This window comes from Priestia sp. 40 (assembly GCF_049368575.1).
GTDB lineage: Bacteria > Bacillota > Bacilli > Bacillales > Bacillaceae_H > Priestia > Priestia zanthoxyli.
Genome location: NZ_JBMPZA010000005.1, coordinates 588655 through 612615 on the forward strand (window position 1 = coordinate 588655; position 23961 = coordinate 612615).

A 23961-nucleotide genomic window follows, 5' to 3' on the forward strand; every position below is an offset into this window, starting at 1 on the left:
AGCAAACACGTAGTATAATAGCGGGTACATAGACCTTTAAAGAAACGCGCATAGATGGCGCAATATGCTTTATTTACCTTAATTTTCATATATTCAGAGGAAGGTGTCAAATTTGAGCTTTACACTATATTTAGTAGAGGATGAACAAAATTTAAACGAAGTTTTAACCCTTTACCTTCAAAAAGAAGGCTGGGACGTTCGCTCATTTTTTAACGGTACGGACGCCAAAGAAATGATTGCAACGCCTCCGCATCTGTGGATTTTAGATATTATGCTGCCTGACATTGACGGGTATCAGCTCATTCGCGAAATCAAGCAGCAAACGCCACATGTGCCTGTTATTTTCATCTCAGCCCGCGATGCCGATATTGACCGGGTTCTTGGGCTTGAAATGGGCAGCGACGACTATTTATCAAAGCCTTTTTTGCCTCGTGAACTAGTTATTCGAGCAAACAAACTGCTAAACCGCGTATATGATTCCAATCAAAAAAAAACCGATACCATTGCGCTGACTCCTTATGAAATCGATTTACATACCCGTACAGTCAGTGAAAATGGAAAGCCGATTGATTTAACGTCTAAAGAATTTGATTTTCTTGTCACTATCTCAAAAGACCTTGGACAGGCTTTTTCAAGGGAGCAGCTGCTGAATCTCATTTGGGGGGAAGATTATTTCGGCACGGACCGAGTGGTGGATGATTTAGTAAGACGCGTGCGTAAAAAAATGCCGCAAGCACGAATTGAAACGATTTACGGATACGGATACCGGATGATGAAAGCATGAAAAACAAGTCGCTTGCATTTCAAATTTGGCTCGTCATCTCCGGTATTTTACTGCTTATTTCAATTTTGCTCGCTATTTTATTCCCAACGACGCTCAGGCAGTTCTTCACGAACGAAATTTATACCACTATTGAGAATGAACAGCATATTTTAAAAGAATACGGCCTGCCAAGCCGCTCAGGTGAATACTACTTTAGCAATGAAGATAGTGAACCAACGCTTGGCAATCGAACCGTGGATCATATTTTATTGCCTGAGCATGCAGATATCTCTTATTTTTCATCACGGGTGTTGCCTCAAGACTTTTTGAGAAAAGCACAGGAAGATGCAATCAGTCAGCGAAAAATAGTCGCTCGCTATGAAAAAGACCTCGGCAACCGGACGCTTTTTTATGTAATTCGAAAAGTAAGTGTAAACGGACAGCCTGCTTTTTTGCTTTCATTTTCGTGGGATACGTACCGAAATGCGCTCACTTCTACTCTTTTTAAACAGCTGCTTCTCGTGATTTCGATTGTATTTCTATTCAGCTGGCTTCCATCTATTTGGCTATCAAGATATTTAAGCAAGCCGCTTGTATCGCTTGAAAAAGATGTAAAAAAAATCGCCGAACAAAATTGGCATGAGCCGGTTACAGTGAACCGTTCCGATGAAATTGGCAAGCTAGGCGCGTCCATCGAGCAAATGCGCAAAAGGCTCGTATCTAAAGATGAAGCACAGCAAACGTTGCTTCAAAATATTTCACACGATTTAAAAACACCGGTTATGGTCATTCAAAGCTACGCTCAGTCGATTCAAGACGGCATTTATCCAAAAGGTGATTTATCTCAAACGGTAAAAGTTATTGAAGATGAATCCAAAAATCTTGAGAAAAAAATCCGCGATTTGCTTTATTTAACCAAGCTTGACTATATGTCCACTCATCAGCTTGCACAAGACCATTTTGATTTTACTGCACTTCTTCATGAAGTAGTAGATCGCTTGCGGTGGAGACGCCCTGAAATACAGTGGGAATTTGACGACGTAAACGCAACGATTAAAGGAGACAAAGAACTGTGGACAAAAGTTCTTGAAAATGTACTCAACAATCAGCTGCGCTATGCCGAGACGAAGGTTTCACTTTCACTTGCTAAACACCAAACGAACGTTCAATGTACAATCAGCAATGATGGTCCGCCGATTGATCAAAGCGTGCTTCAACACTTGTTTGAACCGTTTAAAAAAGGAGCAAACGGTGAATTCGGTATTGGCTTAAGCATCGTAAAGCGTATTGTTACGATGCACGATGGAGCAATTACGGCTGAAAATACAGACGCCGGAGTGACGTTTTCAATTACTATTCCTATATAAACTAAAAAAGCAAGGGAGTCGAACCCCTTGCTTTTTTATGAAAAAATTGATGTATATGCATAAAGAGCCGGTGAACCTCCTGAATGGACGAACACCACATTTTCATCTTTTTTAAAATAACCTTTTCGAATTAAATCAATCAGACCGGCCATCGCTTTTCCTGTATACACAGGATCCAATAAAATCCCTTCCGTACTGGCCACAAGTTTGACTGCTTCCACCATCTCTTCTGTCGGAACAGCATAGCCTGGACCGACGTATTCATCCATACACACAATGTCTTCTTTTTTAAAAGGCGTTTTACTATGTAAATGATCATAAAGTTCGCTCGTTAGCTTGGCAACTTTCATTTCTTGCTCTTCTTTAGCACGACTCACATTCATTCCAATAACAGACACGCCACTTTGAAGGCCTTGAAAGCCTGCCACTAATCCTGCATGCATGCCTCCGCTGCCGCTTGTACAAACTACGTGGCTAAGCTTTATTTGTTGCTCATAGCTTTGCATAAGCAGCTCCTGTGCGCAGGCAGCGTAGCCTGTTGCACCAATGACATTCGAACCTCCTACTGGGATTAAATACGGCTTATGACCTTTTTCACTTAGCTCGCGCGCTACTTTTTCCATTTCCGCTGTTAAATCAGAACCTTCAGCGACAAACCGCATGTCATGAGCGCCTAATAAATGATAAAGAAAATAGTTTCCCGTCGGCTGATCGCTTGCTTTATTTTCCCCTTCTTCTAATACGAGCACGCATTTCATTTGCTCTTTTACGGCAGCAGCGAGCGTTAAACGGCAGTGATTAGATTGTATCGCTCCGCACGTTACAAGCACGTCTGCTCCTTGCGCTTTTGCATCTGCTATTAAATATTCAAGCTTACGCGTCTTATTTCCGCCCCCTGTCAGTCCAAGCATATCATCGCGCTTCATATAAATTGAAGGTCCGTTTAACTGCTGCGATAAAACCGGTAGCTTTTCTAAAGGTGTAGGGAAATCCGTATATTTTCTTCTAGAAAATTGAGTTAAGTTCATGCTCTCATCCTCTCTTTCGTATTTGCTCTATTTTACCATATAGAAGCTTGTGAAGAGCTTTTTACGAAAGGGCTCTCTGTAACTTGTATACATAAGAACAAGTAGTCAACATACATTAAACCATATAAACAGTTTGAAGGAGTGTTTTTAATGAGCGAAAAGGCAGTACTTTGCAGCGTCTCACGAGTAGTCAAATCACAGCACATTTTTCCAAATGATCTAAACAATCACCACACCCTTTTTGGCGGAAAAATTGTAGCTGATATGGACATGACAGCTTCTCTTTCAGCAGCTAAACATTCCAGAAAATCGTGTGTTACTGCTTCTATTGATCACGTTGACTTTATTGAACCTGTCACAGAAGAAGATTTTATTTCATATGAAGCATTTGTTGTTGTCACAGGAAAAAGCTCCATGATTATTTTTGTTAAAGTGATTGCCGAAAATTTGTTAACGGGCATTAAACGTATTGCAGCTACTTCTTTTCTCACCTTTGTTGCATTAGAAAATGGAAAACCAGCACCCGTTCCTCAAGTTATTGCTCAAACTGAAGAAGAAAAAAGTCTTCAAAAAGTAGCTCTTGAACGTAAAGAGTCCAAAAAAACGCAGGTCGAGCACAGCAAATCGATTGCGAGCATCTTATCTAAATCTTTGCGCAGCAGTAATTAAGCTCTTCATCTAAAAAGCAGTTGTCTGCTTTTTAGACGAAGTTTTTTAATTTTCACATTGTCATTTAATGTAATATGCGATATATTGGTTTTATGAAAAATAATATTCAACCTCTCAAACGACTTTCCCTCAGGGAGGAAGTCTATCAAACACTTAAACACAATATCGTTATGCTTGAATTTCAGCCGGAACAAAAGCTTCAAGATAAAGAACTGGCTGAGCAATTTGGAGTTAGCCGCACTCCTGTTCGAGAAGCATTAAAAAGGCTCGAAGATGAAGGCCTTGTCCAAACAACACCCGGCTCTTCTACAAAAGTGGCTCCATTAAACCTTGAGGAGGCAAAACAATCTTTTATTGTCGTCGCAGCTCTTCATGCACTTGCTGCTAAGCTGGCTTGTACTTCGTTACAAGAAGAAGATATGGGCGAACTAATCAAGCACAATCAATCTCTGGAACATGCGATCAAAACAAGAAATGTCCTTAAAGCGATCGAAGCGGATGAAGCATTTCATTCCGTTTTTTTAAAACGGGCGAACAATATAGAGCTAGAACGTGTTGTAAAACAAACAAGCGCCAAAATTCAGCGTCTGGAAATCGCTCGTTTTTCGTCTCTTGCTAGCCTTGCTTCCGTTGATCAGCACAAAGAAATCATAAACGCTTGCTGTCAAAAAGATTCCGCACTGACATCACAGCTTGTCGAAACAAACTGGCTGACACTAGGTGAAGCGCTGACAAGTGAGGAGGAATCAAAGTGAAGCCTCTTTTATTAGGCGTTGCTGCATCATTCTTTTTTGCTTTTACATTCGTTTTAAATCGAGCGATGGATTTATCTGGAGGCAGCTGGGCGTGGAGCGCATCTCTGCGCTATTTTTTTATGGTACCTCTTTTGCTTGTGCTTGTTTATTTTTGGGGTGGCATCAAACCTGTGGTGGCAGAAATAAAAGCCCAGCCGCAAAAATGGCTGCTTTGGAGCACGGTTGGATTTGGCTTATTTTACGCTCCTCTTTGTTTTGCTTCAGCCTACGGTCCCGGCTGGCTTATTGCAGGCACTTGGCAAATTACAATTTTATCGGGGTCTCTCCTAGCTCCTTTGTTTTACAAGGAAGGAAAGAAGCGAGGAGCCATTCCTTTTAAACAGCTAGGTTTTTCGTTTATTATTTTAATAGGCGTTGTGCTCATGCAGCTTGAGCATGCGACTGAGCTGTCGGCTGCTACTGCCTTGCTTTGTACCATTCCCATTTTGATTGCCTCTTTTGCGTACCCGCTTGGCAACCGTAAAATGATGGAGGTGTCGTCACTTAATACGTTTCAGCGCGTGCTTGGAATGACACTTTCAAGCCTGCCGTTTTGGATTATTCTTTCTGTCTATGCCTACGTGACCGATGGACTACCAAAAACAACTCAGATGTATCAAAGCAGTTTAGTTGCTTTACTTTCAGGAGTATGTGCAACGGTTTTATTTTTTGCGGCAACCGACCTTGTTAGAAAAGATTCTCAAAAGTTAGGTGCAGTTGAAGCTACACAATCGATGGAAGTTTTATTTGCCCTGCTAGGAGAGGTCTTCCTTCTATCAAGTCCTTTACCATCGATTCTTTCTTGGGTTGGAATGGGAGTTATCATAGGAGGCATGGTGCTTCACAGCTACCAAACGAGTCATAAAAAAGCTATACCGCAAAAAGAATTGACCTACTAATCAATAACAAAAAAGAGCGTCTCAGTCGGCGCTCTTTTTGTTTATACAACAGATCTTCTTTCTAAATTGAAGACATTCACCTGCTCAGCATCAAAGCGGCTTAGCAACGAATCTACTCCGTACTCAAGTGCAAAAGCACGTTCATTTTCTGAAATCGGAACGGCCTGCAGGAACGTTACTTTTTTATCAGATAGTTCAATCGTTGAGAAATTATCCCATAAAAACGGCGGAATCAGCAAAATGTGCTGCATATGAAAGCTGTCATCAAGAACCGTGATAACATCTTTATAAATAGCTCCTGGGAAAATGGACACATGAGATTTCATCATATGGAAAATACAGTTAGCTAAAATAGCAGAATAAATACCGAATTCCTCATGACAAGCCCCAACGATTTCAATTCGAAGCGGGATCCCTCCAACTGTATAGCCTGTCGGACATTGATGTCCACCGAGCGTTGCATATGCGGTTACGTCTTGACGCGGATGATTTTCACACGCCACAACGTGAATACCATGCTTTTTTCTTTCATCTGAATAATCTTCAATTCGATCCTTTTGACCAAATACATCTATTGCTTTATGTATAATTAATTCTTCATCTTTTGTAAAATTATTCATACAAAACCTCCTTGCTTGCGACCTTAAAAAGCTCCCTACTGTACAGCATATACTACTGGACTCGCTTGCGATATAGTTTTTAGAAAATGTGATAGAAATGTTATCGTTTCGTAACATACTATGAAATTGTCTCAAGAAGCAAACAAGAAACCTTAACCAATTTTTTCTTTTCTCATAAAAAAATAGAGCCTGCACCATGGCAGCCTCTATTTTTTATGACATTATTATGAAATAATTTGTAATTCTTTTGGGTACTTCGTTAACGTTTCGTATCCATCTTTTGTAATGATTACATCATCTTCGATACGCACGCCTCCAAGTCCTGGAATATAGATACCCGGTTCAATTGTATACACCATGCCTTCTTGAAGCACATCATCATTGTTGCGGCTCATTGAAGGAAACTCATGCACGCTGATACCAAGACCATGACCAAGACGATGCAAGAAATACTCTCCATACCCTGCTTCTGTAATAATATTGCGTGCTACCATGTCCAAGTCGCCAATGCGAGTGCCGGGCTTTGAAGCTTCAAGAGCTGCCTGCTCAGCGCGCTGTACCGTTTCATAGATTTCTTTTTGCTTATCATTAATAGACTTGTAAGCGACTGTACGCGTAATATCTGAACAGTATCCGTCTAGCACTACACCTAAATCGAACAGAACCATATCTCCTGGCTTTAAGGTGCGAAGACCTGGATTCCCGTGCGCTTCTCCCGTTTTTTCACCAAATAAAACCATCGTTGAAAACGACATCTCACGAATTCCTTTTCGCTTCAACTCGTATTCAATTTTAGCTAGAACATCCATTTCCGTAACGCCTTCTTTTAAAGCAGCTACGCCTACTTCTACACCAAAATCAGCTAAGGCAGCTGCCTTTTGCAGAATCTCAACTTCATGCTCATCTTTAATTAAACGCAGCTGATTTAATTTCTCTTCTGCTCCGACTAGCTCAGCATTTGGATATAAGCTAAGCAGTTCTTCGGCTCTCGCATACAGCAGCTGCTCTTTCTCTACAGCAACCTTTTTCACATCTACTACGTTTCGTTTATGTAAAGCTTCTTTAATAAGTTCCCAAGGATTTTGATGATCTTCATATCCAATCACATCAAACTTCCAGCCGGCTTCTTTTGCTTGTCCTACTTCCATTGATGGACAAACAAGCATCGGCTCCGCTTCGTTAAACACAAATAAGCCAAGCAAACGCTCATGCGGATCCGTGTGAAATCCAGTTAAATAAAATACGTTTTCCGTTGACGAAATAAAGGCCGCTTCTACATTCTTTTCTTCCAGCCACGATACGACTTTTTGTAAACGTGCTTCCATTAAAAAAACCCCTTTCATTGTGCAATATTACTATTATAACATAGTTATTTAGCAATATTGTACAATGAATAGAGGTTAAGATAAAGCCGCGTGAAGAGTAGTAAGCTGCTCTTTAATCGCTTTTCGCTGAATACTTACTTTCATCAGCCAGCCATTTTCTCCGTATCTATAAATAAATTCGTACGTACCTTTAGGAAAATATTCTTTTACCAGCATGTCTCGGTTTTCAACAAATCCCGGATCGCCAATAAAATAGGTACCTTCTTCAAGCGAAAGCTCATGAACTTTTTTTTCTAGCTGCTTCTCTTCGTCTTCGTCATCATCTATCACAATGTGCAGACCGCATTCATCACGCACAACATCAAATTCACCGTTTTGTTCAAGCTCAAGCACCGGCACCACTTGCCCATTCACCGTTAGGAGCTGCTTCGTTCCTTCAAGAACCTGGGACCAATGATCATCGTATAGAGTAGAAGAATAAAAAACATAGCCCTGAGATTTATACAATAAAAGCAGCTGCTCAAAATGATTTTTCACTTGTTCTTTATCAAACAGAATAACAAAATGCTTTCGATAGAAAAAACTTGTAAAAGGCAGAATAGACGATTGATTAAGCTCTTTAATTATTTCAGCACTATCTTTACCTGAAATAATAGCTCCGGTCAATTCCCCCGCGCCGTAAGGTTTCCAATGACTTAACGCCGCTTCTGGAATCAGCACAAGGTTCGAAGATGACACATATATACTCATTCGCTTCACTCCTTTTTTCTACATTTAGACCTATATTCGATTCTCCGCAAACAGAGACTTTCCTCTTATTCCATTCTTAAAAGACAGAACTTTTTCCCTAACTATGATAGATTATAACAAATTTCTCAGAAAAAAATAACCTTTATTTCCTCTTTCTTCTATTTGCGTATTTCTCTTATTTTAGCTGTCTCTGCGGATTTACTAGTGAACGCACTTGCTAATCTAATTCCTTAGTGTTAATTTTATTATGTCGTTTTATAATTTTTTGCATAATGGGTTTCAAACAAAAAAGTATTAATATTTTTGAATGCGATGGTGAGACATTTGGAAGAACGTACAGAACGTAAACAACATAAAAGAAAAAAGCAAAGAAAAAAGAAACGCTTTAGAAAGCTACTTCTTTTCTTTCTCATTCTTGTAATCGCCGCTGGTGCGTATGTGTATTATCAATACCAACAAGGGTTAGCAGAAGCAGACGGAGCTTTTGGAAAAGATGGACAGTTTAATTTTAATGGTGCAAGTGCCAATTTAGATAGCATGAATGTGCTACTTCTTGGAATTGACTCTCGAGGTGAAGAACATTCGCGTGCCGATACGATCATGATTGCTCATTATGACAAAGACAGCAATCAGCCTAAAATTGTGTCTTTGATGCGTGATTCATATGTGGATATTCCAGGACACGGCAAAAACAAATTAAATTCAGCCTATGCATTTGGCGGGCCTGAATTAATGCGTAAGACAATTAAAGAAAACTTTGGCGTAGATGTAAACTATTATGCCGTTGTTGATTTTAAAGGTTTTTCTAAAGTTGCCGATACGATTGCCCCTGAGGGAATTACGGTTACCGTGCCGCACGAAATGTCATCAGGAATTGGCATGACGCTAAAACCTGGAAAACAAACTCTTCACGGAGATAAATTACTAGGATACGTGCGATTCCGACATGATAGCCAAAGTGATTTCGGGCGCGTGAAGCGTCAACAAGAAGTTATCGGTAAATTAATGGATGAAGCTCTTCAAGTAAAGACGCTGGCGAAAGCTCCTAAGCTATGGGGAGTCATTGATCCATATGTGGATACAAATATTCCGCCAAAAACATTTATCGTGATAGGAAAAGATTTTTTAGTTGGAAATCAGCCAGATTTAAAATCTCTTCGTTTACCGGTTGAAGGTTCCTATTCAAATGAACGAATATCCGGTATTGGTGCTGTTTTAAGCATCGACCTTGAAGAAAATAAACAAGCATTACAGTCATTTTTAAATTAGGAAAAGGTGTCCATTAACGGACACCTTTTTTATACTATTCAAAAAAACTTCTATTTTTCCTTCCTATCCTTCAAAAAAATTTCAGCTTCGACAAAAAATAGAGATGGAATCAAGCAATTTTCTAGCAATCAGCTGCTTACTTTGAGTTCTATTTTTTCTCCTGTATGCGTATATGAAATAAGAAGCACTTCTGTTTTTATTTTTTAGTCAAGGAGATGAAAGTATGAAATTATATGGTTTTCAATCTGAAGAAGAGCGTTCCTTTCTTCATTCCACCTATAAAGTAAACCCGCTGCTTTCTCATACTGGAGATGTCAAAATCAGCTTTTTATCTTTTCAAGAAAATGATTATACACCTCGTCAAGAAGCTACGATTCCACAGCTTCTTTTAGTCGTTCACGGCGAAGGCTGGGTAGCTGGCGATAACGGACTGAAAATTTACATTAAACAAGGTGAATCAGCATTTTGGAGAGCCGGGGAATCGTTTGAAGTCGGGAGTCTAACGGCTATGACGGGATTGCTAATTGAAGGATTAGATATTGCTCCTCAAAAGCTGCTTACTTCTTTTTCACGAACAAATGTAAATTAAAAAGCCGCTGTGACGCGGCTTTTTTTATTGTCTTAATAATTGAGCGTAGTTTTCTGCACTATCTTGAATGACTTTTTCGCTCAGTTCACCGCCTGCTCCTTGAAATAAAAACGGAGTTTGGAACTTCATGCCTGTTAAATTTGCCGTAGCTTGAAACGGAAGAAGCAGATTACTCATTGGATAACGGTTGTAGCCGCCTTCTTGATAAGCTTCTGCAGGTCCTCCTGTCGAAGTAGCTACGATAAACTCTTTTCCATGAAGTTTAGTGCCTTTGCTGCCATAAGCCCATCCGTATGTTAATACAACATCTTGCCACTCTTTTAAGAGTGCTGGTGAGCTGTACCAGTAAAACGGAAATTGAAACACAATACGATCGAATTGAACAACTAACTCCTGCTCTTTTTCTACATCAATTTTAAAATCAGGATAGTTTGCGTATAAATCATGAACGTGTACATTCTCTTCTTTCTTTAAGCGCTCTGCCCACGCTTTATTAATGCGAGAAGATGCTAAATTTGGATGCGCTAAAATAACCAGTGTTTTCATTTTGATACTCTCCTTCTGATGTCTGTGTTTGCTTTATTCTTTTCTGTTTTTTACGTTTGCCTCTAACAGCTTGTTCAGTCGTTTTTTCCTTTTCATTCAGGAAATCCTAGCTAGTTTACACTTATAAATTACCAGTATTAGCATTTCTCTTCAACAAAATTGATTTCCCTTTGATTTTCTTATGTATCCAAAACGGCAGATAAAGCACAAGAAAGCTAAGAATCATAATTCCTTCAATCGATACTAAATACAAAGGATGAGGTCCAAGAACATCCAGCAAGGAAGCGTGCTCTGGCTTTTTCATCATGTATAAATAATTCGCCCCAAGTAAACGGTTGATGGCATAGATAAAACCTCCGTACAGATTAACAAATACTACGCTTACCCATAAAGAACGAAACGTCGGCTCATATCTGCAGGTAGCAATTAGCATACAGCAAGCAAGTACCACACCGCCATGCGATACATAAAACTGCACATAGCGAAACTGGGCATACGCATAGCCCCCAAGGTCTGGGGTAATCATCGCTTGAACAGAGCTGCTGATTCCTGCGAAGTACACAAAATTAAAAAGAAACCTGCTTTTGGTTATCAGCATAACAGCAGCCAGCAGCACGACTATATCACTGAGCTGAAGAGGTAAGGAAGCTTTAGCAGACCACTGATGGCATCCGATTTCCCAAGCCTGGTAGGCCGTTTCTGAAGCAATTAGAACGAGTGAAAGCAAAACGAACACAAATCTCTTTTTTCGCAGCTGCTTTCGACACAAAAAAATAAATGCTCCTATGATCACGATAATGGCTAAAGTTACAAGATGTTCCACTGAAAAAAGCTGAAAGGAATGTTGTACAGGATGACACGTAAAAAATGAATTCATAAAAGCGCCTCCCTTCTATCAGAAAACAAATTCGGTACCTTTAGCTTGTTCACATGGGTTCATTTTCATTAATGCTTCTCTCGCATTAAAAAGAGATTGAAACATAACGAAATGACGCCAATCTAAAGACGGACGAATGGAGTAAATGATCGAGTATGAATGACTTCTTGCACCGCATTTGATTTCCATGCATGGCTTCGCTTTCCGCGGGAATCTTCGCGTTGCCTTCCAATCAACTATTAGAAGCAACTAAAATAAAAAGATCCGAACGATTTATCATTCGGATCTTCTTTGAACTAACATACTGTTGTCCTAGCTCTGTTTCTTCGTTATTACTCTTTAATTAATCCTTTTTTTACTAAGAATTGATGAGCAACTTCTTCAGCCGTTTTTCCTTTTGCATTTACTTGATAGTTCATTTCACGCATTTCGCCATCACTGATTTTACCGCCCAGTTGATTTAAGATTTTTTTCAGTTCAGGATGCTCTTTTAGCGTATCTTCACGAAGCACAGGCGCTCCTTGATACGGAGGGAAGAACTGCTGGTCGTCTTTTAAGACTTTGAGACCAAACTGTTTGATTTCAGGATCCGTTGCGTAAGCATCAAGCATGTTAATATCGCCTTTTTCTACAGCGCGATAGCGAAGCTTCGGCTCCATCGTTTTAATATTCGGGAAGGTAAGGCCATATTCTTTTTGAATGCCTACGTAGCCGTCTTCACGATCTTTAAACTCAAGCGTAAATCCTGCTTTTACTTTATCTGTTGCGTTTGCCAAATCTGAAACGGTCGTTAGATTATTTTCTTTTGCAAATTCCTTTGTTACGGTCAATGTGTACGTATTATTAAACTTCATTGGATCTAAATAGACAAGGCCGAATTTCTTTTGAAATCCTTCTTTTGCCTGCCTGTACACCTCTGTTTCATCTTTGCTGTCCGGCTGTTCCTTTAGATGCGTCACAATGGCTGTACCCGTATATTCAGGGTATAAATCAATTTCCTTGTTACGCAGAGCCTCAAATACAAATACCGTTTTTCCAAGCGACGATCGAAGATTTACTTTCATATCGGTTTGATCTTCAATTAATTCTTTATACATATTAATTAAAATATCTTGTTCTGCGCCAATTTTCCCTCCGATAACAAGGTCTGGTTTTGTTGCGCTCATCGCTGCAAACGGAGAAACAAGAATGAGTATTAATACGATGATCATAATAAACGAGCGTTTTTTGGATCCTTTTTTAGCTGAGTGTTCAATCGTTCGCAGAATTCCATCAAAAATAAGCGCTAATAATGCTGCTGGAATGGCTCCTAATAAAATCAAACTATTATCGCTTCGGTCAATACCAAGCAAAATTAAGCTTCCAAGTCCGCCCGCTCCGATAAGAGCCACGATTGTCGCTGTACCAATAATGAGGACCATTGCTGTACGAATTCCGGCCATAATGACAGGAAGCGCTAGAGGAAGTTCTACTTTGATTAATCGTCTCCATGAGTTCATCCCCATGGCTTTGGATGCTTCAATTAAAGATGGGTCCACTTCTTTAATTCCGGTATATGTATTTCGTACAATAGGAAGAAGCGAATATAAAAACAGTGCAATAACCGCGGGAAAGGTTCCAATTCCGACAAGAGGAATCAGTAATCCTAATAAAGCGAGTGAAGGAATGGTTTGCAGTACGGCTGTTACGCCAATGATCGGTTCAGCAATGCGGTCATGCCTCGTTAAGTACAGTCCAAGCGGCACTGAAATTAATACGGCGATAACAAGAGCCAGTACTGATATTTGAATGTGTTCCAGAAGAGCTTGAAACAGTGCATCTCCTCGTTGATCCAATAATGTGCTTAGTGCATTCATCACAGCGTTCCTCCTTCTTTCGTTTTATCAGAAAGAAACGCTAATAGAGTTTTACGCGTTACAACGCCAATGCGTTTGCTCCCTTTTTTCACAGCTATTGCTTCATGGTCGTAAAGGGCGTCCATTGCCTGCTGAACAGTGGCGGTTGAAGCTAGCTCTTCAGTAGGTTCTACGTCTGGCTGTTCACTTTCTTTGACAAACATATCCAATGTCTCAAATAAAGCATTTCCTTGATTTCCAATAAACGTTTTTACAAATTCATTTTTAGGCTTTTGAATGAATTCCTCCGGGGTTCCAACTTGAACAATTTCCCCGTCTTTCATTAGGCAGATACGATCTCCAAGCGTCATCGCTTCGCTCATATCGTGCGTAACAAACACAAATGTTTTTTTGATTTTTTCTTTTAAACTAATAACATCTTGCTGAAGCTGTTCGCGGCTTAACGGATCGAGGGCACTAAAGGGTTCGTCCATTAAAATAACGGGGGGATCAGCTGCGAGGGCACGTGCTACACCTACACGTTGCTGCTGGCCACCTGAAAGCTCAGACGGCTTTCGGTTTCGATACTGCTTTGGGTCTAGTCCTACCAAGGTAAGCAGTTCATCAATGCGCGTTTTTATTTTGTTTTTCTTCCAATGCTTCATCTCGGGTACAATAGCTATATTTTCAGCGATGGTCATATGAGGAAAAAGAGCAATTTGCTGCAGGACATAACCAATGTTCCAGCGTAGCTCATGTATGTTGTGATCCGATACGAGCTTATCTTTTATGTATAGTTCTCCTTCGGTAATATCATGAAGACGGTTAATCATTTTTAAGGTGGTTGTTTTCCCACACCCACTCGGACCAATTAAAACGAAAAACTCTCCTTCTTTAATTTCTAGATTAATATTTTTCACGGCGGTCGTACCGTCTGGGTATTGCTTTGACACATTCTTAAACGTAATCAAATTATCGTTCACACTCCCTGTTGAAATTTAACCCCTAGTTTCGTGTACCCAATACTTAGAGGCAATAAACATTCTTTTAAGAATATTTCTAAATATGATTCATAAGACATAGTGGAAAAGATACACATATTTTGTAACGGCCTCCTAATAAGGCTATCAAACTGTTAAAGTTTTCACAAGGCGGCGAAGAATAATTCGGAGAATAATTTTAATACCAACACAAATAAAAAAACCTTCTTTCAACAAGAAAGAAGGTTTTTTAGTATGCTAGCGACAGGGATCGAACCTGCAACCTCTTGCTTACCATGCAAGTGCTCTACCTACTGAGCTACACCAGCGTCTTGGAAAATTATATCACGTTTAAATTCATTTAGGAAGCGCTTTTTTTAATTTTTTTATTGGTATATTCTCTAATTTGCATCTTTTGAAATTCTCACTTTCTACAAAGTTCCATATTTTATGTTAGAACTCCTTACATAAATTGTGTGAATTTTCTTTTTTTATATTACCCTTAGTAAAAGAGCTTACAAAAGAAGGGAAGAAAATAGATGGAACAACAACCAACCATGACCAAATCAAAAACGGCAACTCCCTACCCAAGAGGCTGCACGTTCAGCCTGGAAGATTGGACGACGCTCGCTAAGTATTGGTACCCCGTCGCACGCTGCAGTGATGTAACAGAGAAACCAACGTCGGTAAAACTGCTAGACGTAAATCTAGTTCTATACCGTACCACACACAAAGTAGTAGCGGCTCGTGATTTATGCGTTCACCGAGGCACCCCGCTTAGCATGGGCTGGGTGGAAGATGATGAAATTGTCTGTCCTTACCACGGCTTCCGCTATGCAACGGACGGCGCATGTACATCGATTCCAGCTCACCCTGATGCCAACATTTCTCCCCGCCTGTGTATGGCCGTCTATCCAGTTATTGAAAGATTTGGATTAGTGTGGACGTCGCTTACAGGAGAACAAGATAACCTGCCTTACTTCGATGCGTGGGAAGACCCTGATTTTCAGCAAATTGTTTGTCCGAGCTTTGATATCATGGGTTCGGCCGGTCGTCAAATGGAAGGCTTTTTAGACGTAGCTCATTTTGCTTGGGTGCACACGGACACATTTGGTGATCGAAACAACGCCTTTGTGCCTAAATATAAAGTAAGCGAAACAGACTATGGGCTTCATGTAGAATATACGAGCACCGTGAGCAATTATTCCAAAGAACAGCAGCATTTAAATCCACCTGATTTTAAATGGCTTCGCGTCTTTGATGTTTATCCGCCGTTTACAGCTACGCTAAAAGTATACTTCCCAGAAGGCGCAGAGCTGTGGATTATGAATGCAGTCTCCCCTATTTCAGCCCGCGAAACACGTTTATTCGCACCAATCGCTCGAAACTTTGACAAAGATTCTCCCGTTGAAGGTGTGTATGACTTTAACCTTCGCGTCTTTGACGAAGACCGTGAAATGGTTGAAAACCAAAAACCTGAAGACTTGCCTTTAGACCTGCAGATGGAAGCGCATATTATGGCTGATCAAACGTCCATCGGCTACCGGAAATTATTAAAGAAAATGGGCTTAAGCTTTAGATATACAAGCTAAAGAAATCCCCGCTGTCTCAGCGGGGATTTCTTTTTTATTTAGCAAACTGCTCGCGTCCTGCTTTTTCCTTTATCACTTCATCTTCACTTGCCGGCGTGGCGCGTTTCATAAACAATGAAAGAATTAAGGCAACCACCACTAGTACTACTGAGACGGCAAACGCATCGTTAATTCCTTGTACCATTGCCTGCATCCCAATTTGTTCTTTCATTTGAGCTGCCCCGGCTGCCGTTGCATTCGCTGCTCCTGCTCCGCTCATTGCATCTTGAGCGAGCTCTTTTGCATGCGTAGCTGTACGATTTGACATCACTGTTACTAAAAGAGCCGAACCAATAGCTCCTGATACTTGTTGAAGCGTGTTATTCATCGCAGTACCATGTGGATTAAAGCGCTGCGGCAGCTGATTTAATCCGTTTGTCATAACCGGCATCATCACCATAGACATTCCGAACATGCGAAGCGTGTAAAGCGTAATGAGCGTTGTATACGTCGTATCAAGCTCTAAGTTACTGAAGAAATACGTGGTAACAGCTGTAATCGTTAGACCCGTTACAGCCAGTGCACGCGCTCCAAATTTATCAAATAATTTTCCGGTAATCGGTGACATCACACCCATTAGTAGCGCACCTGGAAGCATTAATAATCCTGAATGAAGAGGAGAAATGCCTCGTACCGTTTGAACATAAATTGGCATTAGCAGCATGGCTGAGAATAATGCCATTGTAATTACCATCGAAATCGTTGATGATAAAGCAAACATTGGATATTTAAAAATGCGGAATTCAAGCATAGGTGTTTTCAGCTTAAACTGACGCGTAATAAATAAAATCAGAGCCACAGCTCCTACAATAATGGTGCCATATACTTCTACAGAATCCCAGCCTTTATCCCCTGCTGAGCTAAACCCGTATAGAAGTCCTCCAAATCCAATTGTAGATAACACAAGTGATAGGAAATCCAAATTGATTTCCACTTTCTCTTTTTTGTCTTTTAATAAGAAGAAAGCGCCTATTAATACAATTGCCGCGATTGGCGTAACAAGGTGGAACAGCATTCTCCACTCATAGTGTTCAATTAGCCACCCTGATAAGGTAGGACCAATTGCCGGAGCAAAAATCATAACTAAACCGAAAATACCCATCGCAGCTCCGCGTTTTTCTAATGGAAAACTTGTTAGCAATACGTTCATTAAAAGTGGCATCATAATGGCCGCGCCTGATGCTTGAATAATACGAGCGGTTAACAAGATAGAAAATACGGGCGAAGCACCAGCGAGTATTGTTCCTGCTGTAAATAAAGTCATCGCCGTTAAAAATAACCCTCTGACAGAATAACGCTGAATTAAAAAAGCAGTAGTTGGAATCATAATACCATTCACTAACATATAACCAGTAGAAAGCCACTGGACAGTTGACGTTGTCACATCTAAATCTTTCATGATCGACGGCAGCGCCACATTTAATAACGTTTCATTCAACAATGAGATAAAAGCGCCAATTAACAAAATAGCAATTATGCCATAAGGCGGCTTTTCCATTTGATTTATCGATTGACTCATTATTGTACCCCCTTATACTTTAAGTTCATTTTTTTAGACACATGTTCTACATAGAGTATATTATACTGTGAGTTCAATTTATGCAAGTGAAAAATCCTGCGTTAATTTTCTTTATTTACTGAGCTTTTTTTAACGGTACAGTCCTTTTATATCAATACATATACGCAATATCATAATTCGCTTCAAAAAGAACATTTGTGTAAACGCTTTAAATCATGTATCATAAAGTTGGACCATGAGTCTAATTTTATATTTAGGTGATAATAATGAATAACCGAAAACAGCAAGTTGTAAAAAATGCACACCATCTCTTCGTTGAAAAAGGATTTCAAGCTACTTCTATTCAAGACATCATTGATTATAGCGGCATTTCAAAAGGAACATTCTACAACTATTTTTCTTCAAAAAATGAATTATTAATCGCTGTTTTCACATGGCTTCATACGACCATTGAACAAGAGCGGAATCAGCTGCTGGTTGGTAAAAGTCTGAACGATGTAGATATATTTGTTAAACAAATTGATGCACAGATGAAAAACCATCACAAACATAAATTTTTTACATTACTTGAAGAAGTATTTGTTTCCAATGACCCTGATTTAAAAGCATACATAAAAAAAACCCAGTTTATTGAAGTAAACTGGTTCTACAAACGGTTCATTGATTTATTTGGAGAAGAAAAAAAACCGTACCTGCTAGATTGCGCAATTATGTTTCTTGGCATGCTTCATCGCAACTTTCACTATAATTTTATGGTTAACGGCACAAGTACCGATCCGCATGAAATTATAAGCTACAGTGTCAAGCGCCTGCTTCCTCTTGTAGACGAAGTAGCAAATTCAGGAGACATTTTGCTCGATCCTCAAACGATTAAAGAATGGCTTCCATCTTGCCCGAATACTAAAAATCAAATAGAACAGGACATTTCTGCAGCACTTATCGATTTAAAAAAGCGGGTTCACAAACAATTTACGGATGAATTTGAACGTCAAAAATGTACAGAGCTTATTAGTTTTATTGAAGAAGAGCTGTTTAAACAGTCGACTCCCCGGAAGTTTGTTGTGGATAGTGCCCTTCAATCATTAAAGCAGCTGTCTATGAACCAAAGTAAGACACCGCTAGAGGATCTGCAGGCAATGATTGACCAGTATGTGAGTGAACTTCATTAAAAACAAATAAAAGTCACGTTCATCATAATAACCAAAAACGAACGATTAATTAAATTAATCGTTCGTTTATAATTCTAACTAAAATATTTTTACCCCAGCCTCTTTTTTATTTCCCTCCAGTAAACGAGATTCCTTTAATAAAATATTTGTTAAAAAACGCATAAATGAGCAAAATTGGAAGGGTAAAAACCATGGAAGCTGCCATAATATAGTTCCAATAACTGATATACTGACCTTTGAATGTGTTGAGACCTAAAGTCAATGTGAACATATTTTCATCAGACATCACAATTAAAGGCTTCATAAAGTCATTCCAAAACCCCATAAACACAAAAATTGTTTGTGCTGCTAGCGCAGGCTTTGCAAGTGGAAGGACTATTTTGAAGAATGTTCCAAACTTTGATAACCCATCTAACTCCGCTGCTTCTTCAAGTTCTTTTGGGAAATTGATAAAAAATTGACGCATCATAAATATAAAAGTCGCATTTACCATTCCTGGTACAATCATTCCCTGATAGGTATTTAACCAGCCTAACTCTTTTAAAATTAAAAAATTAGGAATCATGGTTACTTGTCCAGGAATCATAAGCACAGCTAAAATAATAATAAACAAACTTTTCTTTCCCGGGAAACTGAGGCGTGCAAGGGCATAACCAGCCATTGAGTTAAATAGCAAATTCAGAGCTGTTCCTACAACAGCAATAAATAAGCTATTAAACATCCAGCGAGGGAACAACTTTTGTTCCACAAAAATTTGTTTATAGTTGTCTAGCGTAAAGTGTTTCGGAATAAAGTTCACCGTACCTGACACAATTTCTTCAAGCGTTTTGAAAGAAGCTGACAGCGCCCAAATAAATGGGATCAGCGTAATCAGCGCGTATATGCTTAAAATCGTATATAAAATGAGGACTCCCGTTTTCTTCTTCACTTTTTCTTCCCCCTTTAGTACATACTTTCTTCTTTTGAAAACTTCCGCTGAATAACCGTTGCCACCAAAATCACGAGCGCCAGCATAAAGGCTAGTGCTGCAGCATACCCCATGGTACCTAAATTTTTAAATGCATATTGATAAATAAGAAGAACAACAGTCAGAGTGGAGTTATTAGGACCTCCTGAGCCTCCTGAGAAAATAAATGATTGATCAAATAACTGAAACGTACCAATTAGTCCCATGATCACTACGAACGATGTAACCGGCCTCAGATTTGGAACTGTAATATGCCAAAATCGTTGAAACACATTAGCCCCATCCAACTGAGCTGCTTCATACAGCGAATCGGGTACGTCCTGCAAAGCTGCCAAATAAATAACCATAAAAAATGGCGCTGTTGCCCAGATGTTCATAATCATAATGGCAATTAAAGCAACTTGCGGATCTCCAAGCCAATTGTAAGTTGGAAGACCAACAAACTTTAGAAACTCGTTCACAATCCCATTCTGATTGTACATCCACATAAAAATAAGCGTTAATACAGCCGATGATGTAAGCGTAGGTAAAAAATAAATAATGCGAAAAACTTTTTCTGCTTTTAGCCCTGCATTTAATGTGGCAGCCAGTATAAGTGCCAATGCGGTTTGTACCGGTACAACAATTACTACATACTTCACCGTATTCCAAAGAGCAATTTTAGCTTTGTCATCTTCAAGAACCTTCATGTAGTTCTCAAGCCCTCGAAAATGAAACTCAGTTCCTCCCAGCAATTGAACTTTATGTAAAGACAAAAAGATGGCATAAAAAATAGGTGCAATAACAAACAGCAATAGTACAAACAGTGTAGGTGTCATAAAAGCATATCCTTGCCCTACATCACGAGGTTTGTACGTTCGTATTTTTCCGTTTTTCATTTCCTCCACTCCCCCGCCGAGCCTTATTCGTAAATACTAATCTCTTGATTTGCCTGCTTTTGTGCTTTTTTCAAAGCTGTCTCTAAATCACTTTGTCCCAAAAAGGCGCTTAAAAACTGGTTATTAAAGTTATTCATGATAATAGGCAAATACGGACCATCTTGCCAGACAGTTGCATAAGCAGCTCCTTTTACTAATGGACCTCGTTTTTCGTCTTCAGCAAAACCAAGCTTATCCGCTACGGATTTTCTTGTTGGCAATGCATAACCCTTACTTGTCCAAGTTTCCATTCCTTCTTTCCCGGTTAAGTACTGGATGAGCTCCCAAGACGCTTTTTTCTTTTTTGAGTCGGCATTCATTACATACGCGACCGTAAATGCCATCGTATTTTTATGACCGTTTATTGTCGGAACTTCCGCTGTACCGTAATCAAGTTTTGGGAAGGACTCCTGTAAAAATGGAATCATCCAATTTCCTTCAATCACCATAGCTACTTTTTGTTGTGCAAACATGTCCGTACCTGAATTTGCGCCTACATCAGAGGGTTGTACAGACGTTTTATCTTTTAAATGCTGATCGATGAGCGGCTGAAGAGAATCCACGACTTCTTTCGTAGCAAAGTTTGCCTTATTGTTCTTTACAACGTCTCCTCCGTTTGCCTGCGCCATGTAGAAGATACGCGCTAATTCCGGCGTGACACCAAACGCTTGAATCCCTTTCTTTTTAAATACCTTTGACACCTCTTCAAACTCATCCCATGTTTTTGGTACTTCTACTCCCGCTTCTTTAAATAGCTTTTTGTTATAAAATAAGCCTAATGTGGAGTAATCTTTCGGAAAACCATACGTCTCTCCATTTTTTTGAAACGCTTTCAATAATGGTTTCTCAAAATCCTGAACATCAAAATCAGATTTTACATAAGAATTTAAAGGTTCTAAAACCCCTGTATTAATAAGACCAGGCGCTTCAAGTGCATCAAGATAAAAAACATCTGGACCGTTTCCGCCGATTAAACGCGTTTTTAAAATATCCATGTATTGATCAGTGATTACTTCATGCTTCACATGAATGGAAGGATGAAGATTTTCAAAGTCTTGAATAGTTTGATTAAGCAGCTTCGTCTCTGTGGGGTTGCCTCCCCAGCCGGCTAATACAATTTCGACTTGACCATTTTTCCCAGAAACTTCTTGTACATTTGAACATCCAGTTAAAGTTACTCCGGCTACTGCCAGAAGCAAACTTAAAGCGAGTACCCACTTCTTCATTAGCTGTCTCCTTTCATTTCATTGACCTGCGGCTTATTAAGTGACGCTTAATAAGCCGCCGTCGTATTAACCTACATGAGCTCTTACTTTACATTGAGATAGAAGCTCGTATTTTGTCGTATTTTCCTTCACGTAAATAATAGTTTCGCTTCCTTCTTTTTTAACCGTTAATGAAAGTTTTCCACTGCCAATCACAAGGTTTTCTACAGAGATTTCATTCATATCGTCTATGAGCAAGGGATTTATCTGTATAGTACCTGCTGTACTATCAGGAAACAGTCGCAGTATTGCCTGTACGAAAGCTAAAGGCGTGCCGGCTGCCCAAGCTTGAGGTGAACAGGCAACGGGATATTTGACAGGTTTCCCAAGGTTACTTGAATAGCCGCAGAATAATTCAGGAAGACGGTCGTACTCAAAATGCTCAGCTGCATCAACCAGCCCTTCTATAACTTTATTGGCTTCTGGTTGCTTGTTCGCCTTACTCAACCCAAGAACAATTAAACTATTATCGTGCGGCCAAATGCTCCCGTCATGATAACTCATTGGATTATAACCGGCTTCTCCTTCCGCCATTGTACGAATTCCATATCCCGAAAACATAGATTCTGATACTAGCCTTTCTGCTACTCTGTTCAGCTTCTCCTCATCCATCATCTCGGCTAAAAGTACATGACCTGGATTTGACGTAACTGTTCCTACTTGATGTTTATGTTCATCGAGTGCAATTGCATAGAATGACACGTCTTCCATCCAAAAGGCTTCATTGAACTTTTTACGCAGCTGCTCGGCTTCTTCACGTAATTTATTTGCTTCATTTGTTTTGTTTAACTCATCATATAAAGAAGCAATACCCATTTTCGCTTGATATACATAGCCTTGTACTTCCACTAAAGCAATGGGAGTTTTGGCATATTCACCGCTGCGATGGACAACAGAATCTCCTGAGTCTTTCCATCCTTGATTAGCAATTCCTTTACTCGACTCCTGATGGTATTCAAGAAATAAATCACCGTCTCGATCTCCATATTCATTGATCCATGTCAAAGCTCCATCAATAGTCATTTGCATTTCTTGTACAAACTCGAAGTCTCCCGTCCACTTCACATATTCCGTTAACAAAATTAAAAATAATGGTGTCGCGTCGACTGTTCCGTAGTACGGAGTAAAAGGTATTTGATTGGTGTTGGCTAGTTCTCCGTAACGTATCTCATGCATAATTTTACCCGGCTGTTCATCACGCCATGGATCATTTGCCGTTCCTTGATATGCTGCCATCGTACGTAGCGTTCCTTTCGCTACTTCAGGATTAAAAGCTAGCATTTGAAGCGCTGCAATTAGACTATCCCTTCCAAATGGCACACCAAACCAAGGCAATCCTGCTACAGGAAAAGCACCAAATCCTACATCCGTTAGCAGTACGCGCAGGTCGTTAAGTCCTCTTGTAATAAGACGCTGCATTGTCGGATGATCCGTTGTTACCCTTGTAGAAGATTTTTCCCATTTTTTATATGACTGCGTTAGTAAACTAAGGGCTTCCTCTGCTGATAAAATATCTTGATTGGTGTCTTCGCGCATTTTTGGCTGAACCGTTAATGTAATTTCTTCTTCTTCCTGATGGTTCAGTTCGAAAGAAAACATAACCTCTCCTTGTTCATGCACGTGTGAGGCTTTTTTATCCCAAGAAATCCGTGTCGAACGCTTAATATCATCAGCTCCTTCGTATGTATATGTTAAACTGCTTTCTCCCTTTATTTGTCCCGTTCTCTTTCCGATGTTTCCTGTTTGAAAACCTCTTACGATGAACATATCGTTAAAATCGACATCTGCTTGGATACTTAATGTAAAAGCAATTTTTTTAGGGAAATAGCTTTTTAATTTTATTTTCTCATAGAAAACTCCCTCATATATAAAGCGCTCTCTTTTTATTTCTAAAGACTCTCGCCATAGTACAAGCTCTCCTTCTTTTTCCATATGCGGATTAGTAAGAAGAATTGTGGCTAACAGGTTTTCATCGGCACTTGAGGACAATAATACAGGATCTACACCGTTAATTTTCAAATGAAATTTGCTCAAAAAACGCGTATCTTTCATATATAGCCCTAAACCATACTGATGGTTTTCAGTGATATTTCCTGCTTGATCTGTTAGTAAAAATAAATCATTTTCTTTAATCACACGGTAATCCATTTCCATCCCCCTAAATTTTACCGAAACGTTTTGG

Annotated in this window: 22 protein-coding genes and 1 tRNA gene; 9 read left to right on the forward strand and 14 right to left on the reverse strand. The window is 39.6% G+C overall.

Features of this window, described 5'->3' with window-relative positions; translation table 11 throughout:
• Positions 1 to 112 precede the first annotated feature (112 nt).
• Both ACO1DI_RS04150 and ACO1DI_RS04155 read left to right on the forward strand, forming a co-directional pair.
• Complete coding sequence (locus ACO1DI_RS04150) at positions 113 to 784, forward strand: response regulator transcription factor (RefSeq protein WP_014458663.1); 672 nt, start codon at positions 113 to 115, stop codon at positions 782 to 784.
• Positions 781 to 2130 (forward strand): sensor histidine kinase, encoded by a 1350-nt coding sequence (locus ACO1DI_RS04155; RefSeq protein WP_423145116.1) that lies wholly within the window; start codon positions 781 to 783, stop codon positions 2128 to 2130. The genes ACO1DI_RS04150 and ACO1DI_RS04155 overlap by 4 nt, the downstream gene beginning before the upstream one ends.
• Before the next feature lie 35 nt (positions 2131 to 2165).
• Here the strand turns inward: ACO1DI_RS04155 and ACO1DI_RS04160 are convergent, their stop codons facing one another.
• The gene (locus ACO1DI_RS04160) at positions 2166 to 3158 is read right to left on the reverse strand and encodes a D-cysteine desulfhydrase (RefSeq protein ID WP_014458661.1); all 993 of its coding nucleotides are present in this window, start codon (positions 3156 to 3158) and stop codon (positions 2166 to 2168) included.
• A 150-nt stretch (positions 3159 to 3308) separates the two neighbouring features.
• Between ACO1DI_RS04160 and ACO1DI_RS04165 the strand changes: the two genes are divergently transcribed.
• The 3 genes from ACO1DI_RS04165 to ACO1DI_RS04175 all read left to right on the forward strand — a co-directional run bounded on the left by ACO1DI_RS04165 (position 3309) and on the right by ACO1DI_RS04175 (position 5520).
• On the forward strand, positions 3309 to 3827 hold the full coding sequence (locus ACO1DI_RS04165; protein WP_014458660.1) for an acyl-CoA thioesterase: 519 nt from the start codon (positions 3309 to 3311) through the stop codon (positions 3825 to 3827).
• Positions 3828 to 3901: 74 nt separating this feature from the next.
• Positions 3902 to 4582: a GntR family transcriptional regulator gene (locus ACO1DI_RS04170; protein ID WP_042991956.1), complete on the forward strand. Its 681-nt coding sequence runs from the start codon at positions 3902 to 3904 to the stop codon at positions 4580 to 4582.
• Entirely contained in the window at positions 4579 to 5520 is a 942-nt protein-coding gene (locus ACO1DI_RS04175) for a multidrug resistance efflux transporter family protein (RefSeq protein ID WP_014458658.1), read from the forward strand. The genes ACO1DI_RS04170 and ACO1DI_RS04175 overlap by 4 nt, the downstream gene beginning before the upstream one ends.
• Before the next feature lie 41 nt (positions 5521 to 5561).
• Here the strand turns inward: ACO1DI_RS04175 and ACO1DI_RS04180 are convergent, their stop codons facing one another.
• From ACO1DI_RS04180 to ACO1DI_RS04190, 3 genes are all read right to left on the reverse strand, one after another.
• On the reverse strand, positions 5562 to 6140 hold the full coding sequence (locus tag ACO1DI_RS04180) for a suppressor of fused domain protein (RefSeq protein WP_140451060.1): 579 nt from the start codon (positions 6138 to 6140) through the stop codon (positions 5562 to 5564).
• 224 nt (positions 6141 to 6364) lie between these two features.
• Positions 6365 to 7465 carry a M24 family metallopeptidase gene (locus ACO1DI_RS04185; protein WP_014458656.1) on the reverse strand — a complete coding sequence of 367 codons (1101 nt, stop codon included), beginning with the start codon at positions 7463 to 7465 and terminating at the stop codon, positions 6365 to 6367.
• 75 nt (positions 7466 to 7540) lie between these two features.
• Complete coding sequence (locus tag ACO1DI_RS04190) at positions 7541 to 8215, reverse strand: hypothetical protein (RefSeq protein WP_115654742.1); 675 nt, start codon at positions 8213 to 8215, stop codon at positions 7541 to 7543.
• Between the two features lie 537 nt (positions 8216 to 8752).
• On the opposite strand from ACO1DI_RS04190, the gene ACO1DI_RS04195 reads away from it, so the two are divergent.
• Positions 8753 to 9484, forward strand: a complete 732-nt coding sequence (locus tag ACO1DI_RS04195; protein ID WP_371129326.1) for an LCP family protein — start codon at positions 8753 to 8755, stop codon at positions 9482 to 9484.
• A gap of 223 nt (positions 9485 to 9707) precedes the next feature.
• Positions 9708 to 10073 carry a hypothetical protein gene (locus ACO1DI_RS04200; RefSeq protein ID WP_014458652.1) on the forward strand — a complete coding sequence of 122 codons (366 nt, stop codon included), beginning with the start codon at positions 9708 to 9710 and terminating at the stop codon, positions 10071 to 10073.
• Between the two features lie 24 nt (positions 10074 to 10097).
• Here ACO1DI_RS04200 and ACO1DI_RS04205 read toward each other — a convergent pair whose 3' ends face one another.
• The 5 genes from ACO1DI_RS04205 to ACO1DI_RS04225 all read right to left on the reverse strand — a co-directional run bounded on the left by ACO1DI_RS04205 (position 10098) and on the right by ACO1DI_RS04225 (position 14640).
• On the reverse strand, positions 10098 to 10619 hold the full coding sequence (locus tag ACO1DI_RS04205; protein ID WP_014458651.1) for an NAD(P)H-dependent oxidoreductase: 522 nt from the start codon (positions 10617 to 10619) through the stop codon (positions 10098 to 10100).
• A gap of 121 nt (positions 10620 to 10740) precedes the next feature.
• Positions 10741 to 11496 (reverse strand): TIGR02206 family membrane protein, encoded by a 756-nt coding sequence (locus ACO1DI_RS04210; RefSeq protein WP_221780981.1) that lies wholly within the window; start codon positions 11494 to 11496, stop codon positions 10741 to 10743.
• Between the two features lie 332 nt (positions 11497 to 11828).
• Entirely contained in the window at positions 11829 to 13352 is a 1524-nt protein-coding gene (locus tag ACO1DI_RS04215; protein ID WP_423145117.1) for an ABC transporter permease/substrate-binding protein, read from the reverse strand.
• Complete coding sequence (locus ACO1DI_RS04220) at positions 13352 to 14302, reverse strand: ABC transporter ATP-binding protein (protein ID WP_014458647.1); 951 nt, start codon at positions 14300 to 14302, stop codon at positions 13352 to 13354. Before ACO1DI_RS04220 ends, ACO1DI_RS04215 begins: the two co-directional genes overlap by 1 nt.
• Before the next feature lie 265 nt (positions 14303 to 14567).
• Positions 14568 to 14640, reverse strand: a tRNA-Thr gene (locus ACO1DI_RS04225).
• A 210-nt stretch (positions 14641 to 14850) separates the two neighbouring features.
• On the opposite strand from ACO1DI_RS04225, the gene ACO1DI_RS04230 reads away from it, so the two are divergent.
• The gene (locus ACO1DI_RS04230; protein WP_014458646.1) at positions 14851 to 15903 is read left to right on the forward strand and encodes an aromatic ring-hydroxylating oxygenase subunit alpha; all 1053 of its coding nucleotides are present in this window, start codon (positions 14851 to 14853) and stop codon (positions 15901 to 15903) included.
• 34 nt (positions 15904 to 15937) lie between these two features.
• Here the strand turns inward: ACO1DI_RS04230 and ACO1DI_RS04235 are convergent, their stop codons facing one another.
• A complete protein-coding gene (locus ACO1DI_RS04235) occupies positions 15938 to 17461 on the reverse strand; it encodes a DHA2 family efflux MFS transporter permease subunit (protein WP_014458645.1) in 1524 nt (507 codons plus the stop codon).
• A 266-nt stretch (positions 17462 to 17727) separates the two neighbouring features.
• Between ACO1DI_RS04235 and ACO1DI_RS04240 the strand changes: the two genes are divergently transcribed.
• Entirely contained in the window at positions 17728 to 18630 is a 903-nt protein-coding gene (locus ACO1DI_RS04240) for a TetR/AcrR family transcriptional regulator (protein ID WP_014458644.1), read from the forward strand.
• Positions 18631 to 18736: 106 nt separating this feature from the next.
• Here the strand turns inward: ACO1DI_RS04240 and ACO1DI_RS04245 are convergent, their stop codons facing one another.
• From ACO1DI_RS04245 to ACO1DI_RS04260, 4 genes are all read right to left on the reverse strand, one after another.
• Positions 18737 to 19558, reverse strand: a complete 822-nt coding sequence (locus ACO1DI_RS04245) for a carbohydrate ABC transporter permease (protein ID WP_014458643.1) — start codon at positions 19556 to 19558, stop codon at positions 18737 to 18739.
• 14 nt (positions 19559 to 19572) lie between these two features.
• Positions 19573 to 20475 carry a carbohydrate ABC transporter permease gene (locus ACO1DI_RS04250; protein ID WP_016765225.1) on the reverse strand — a complete coding sequence of 301 codons (903 nt, stop codon included), beginning with the start codon at positions 20473 to 20475 and terminating at the stop codon, positions 19573 to 19575.
• Between the two features lie 23 nt (positions 20476 to 20498).
• A complete protein-coding gene (locus ACO1DI_RS04255) occupies positions 20499 to 21740 on the reverse strand; it encodes an ABC transporter substrate-binding protein (RefSeq protein ID WP_140451056.1) in 1242 nt (413 codons plus the stop codon).
• 66 nt (positions 21741 to 21806) lie between these two features.
• Complete coding sequence (locus ACO1DI_RS04260; RefSeq protein WP_140451055.1) at positions 21807 to 23927, reverse strand: amylo-alpha-1,6-glucosidase; 2121 nt, start codon at positions 23925 to 23927, stop codon at positions 21807 to 21809.
• Positions 23928 to 23961: the final 34 nt, after the last annotated feature.

Excerpts from the sequence above, each read along its gene's own strand:
- ACO1DI_RS04180 (WP_140451060.1), bottom strand. The coding sequence starts at position 6,140 with ATGAATAATTTTACAAAAGATGAAGAATTAATTATACATAAAGCAATA.
- ACO1DI_RS04255 (WP_140451056.1), bottom strand. The coding sequence starts at position 21,740 with ATGAAGAAGTGGGTACTCGCTTTAAGTTTGCTTCTGGCAGTAGCCGGA.
- ACO1DI_RS04195 (WP_371129326.1), top strand. The coding sequence starts at position 8,753 with ATGAATGTGCTACTTCTTGGAATTGACTCTCGAGGTGAAGAACATTCG.
- ACO1DI_RS04250 (WP_016765225.1), bottom strand. The coding sequence starts at position 20,475 with ATGAAAAACGGAAAAATACGAACGTACAAACCTCGTGATGTAGGGCAA.
- ACO1DI_RS04215 (WP_423145117.1), bottom strand. The coding sequence starts at position 13,352 with ATGAATGCACTAAGCACATTATTGGATCAACGAGGAGATGCACTGTTT.
- ACO1DI_RS04185 (WP_014458656.1), bottom strand. The coding sequence starts at position 7,465 with ATGGAAGCACGTTTACAAAAAGTCGTATCGTGGCTGGAAGAAAAGAAT.
- ACO1DI_RS04235 (WP_014458645.1), bottom strand. The coding sequence starts at position 17,461 with ATGAGTCAATCGATAAATCAAATGGAAAAGCCGCCTTATGGCATAATT.
- ACO1DI_RS04155 (WP_423145116.1), top strand. The coding sequence starts at position 781 with ATGAAAAACAAGTCGCTTGCATTTCAAATTTGGCTCGTCATCTCCGGT.
- ACO1DI_RS04210 (WP_221780981.1), bottom strand. The coding sequence starts at position 11,496 with ATGAATTCATTTTTTACGTGTCATCCTGTACAACATTCCTTTCAGCTT.
- ACO1DI_RS04165 (WP_014458660.1), top strand. The coding sequence starts at position 3,309 with ATGAGCGAAAAGGCAGTACTTTGCAGCGTCTCACGAGTAGTCAAATCA.
- ACO1DI_RS04170 (WP_042991956.1), top strand. The coding sequence starts at position 3,902 with ATGCGATATATTGGTTTTATGAAAAATAATATTCAACCTCTCAAACGA.
- ACO1DI_RS04260 (WP_140451055.1), bottom strand. The coding sequence starts at position 23,927 with ATGGATTACCGTGTGATTAAAGAAAATGATTTATTTTTACTAACAGAT.
- ACO1DI_RS04200 (WP_014458652.1), top strand. The coding sequence starts at position 9,708 with ATGAAATTATATGGTTTTCAATCTGAAGAAGAGCGTTCCTTTCTTCAT.
- ACO1DI_RS04240 (WP_014458644.1), top strand. The coding sequence starts at position 17,728 with ATGAATAACCGAAAACAGCAAGTTGTAAAAAATGCACACCATCTCTTC.
- ACO1DI_RS04190 (WP_115654742.1), bottom strand. The coding sequence starts at position 8,215 with ATGAGTATATATGTGTCATCTTCGAACCTTGTGCTGATTCCAGAAGCG.
- ACO1DI_RS04160 (WP_014458661.1), bottom strand. The coding sequence starts at position 3,158 with ATGAACTTAACTCAATTTTCTAGAAGAAAATATACGGATTTCCCTACA.
- ACO1DI_RS04205 (WP_014458651.1), bottom strand. The coding sequence starts at position 10,619 with ATGAAAACACTGGTTATTTTAGCGCATCCAAATTTAGCATCTTCTCGC.
- ACO1DI_RS04230 (WP_014458646.1), top strand. The coding sequence starts at position 14,851 with ATGGAACAACAACCAACCATGACCAAATCAAAAACGGCAACTCCCTAC.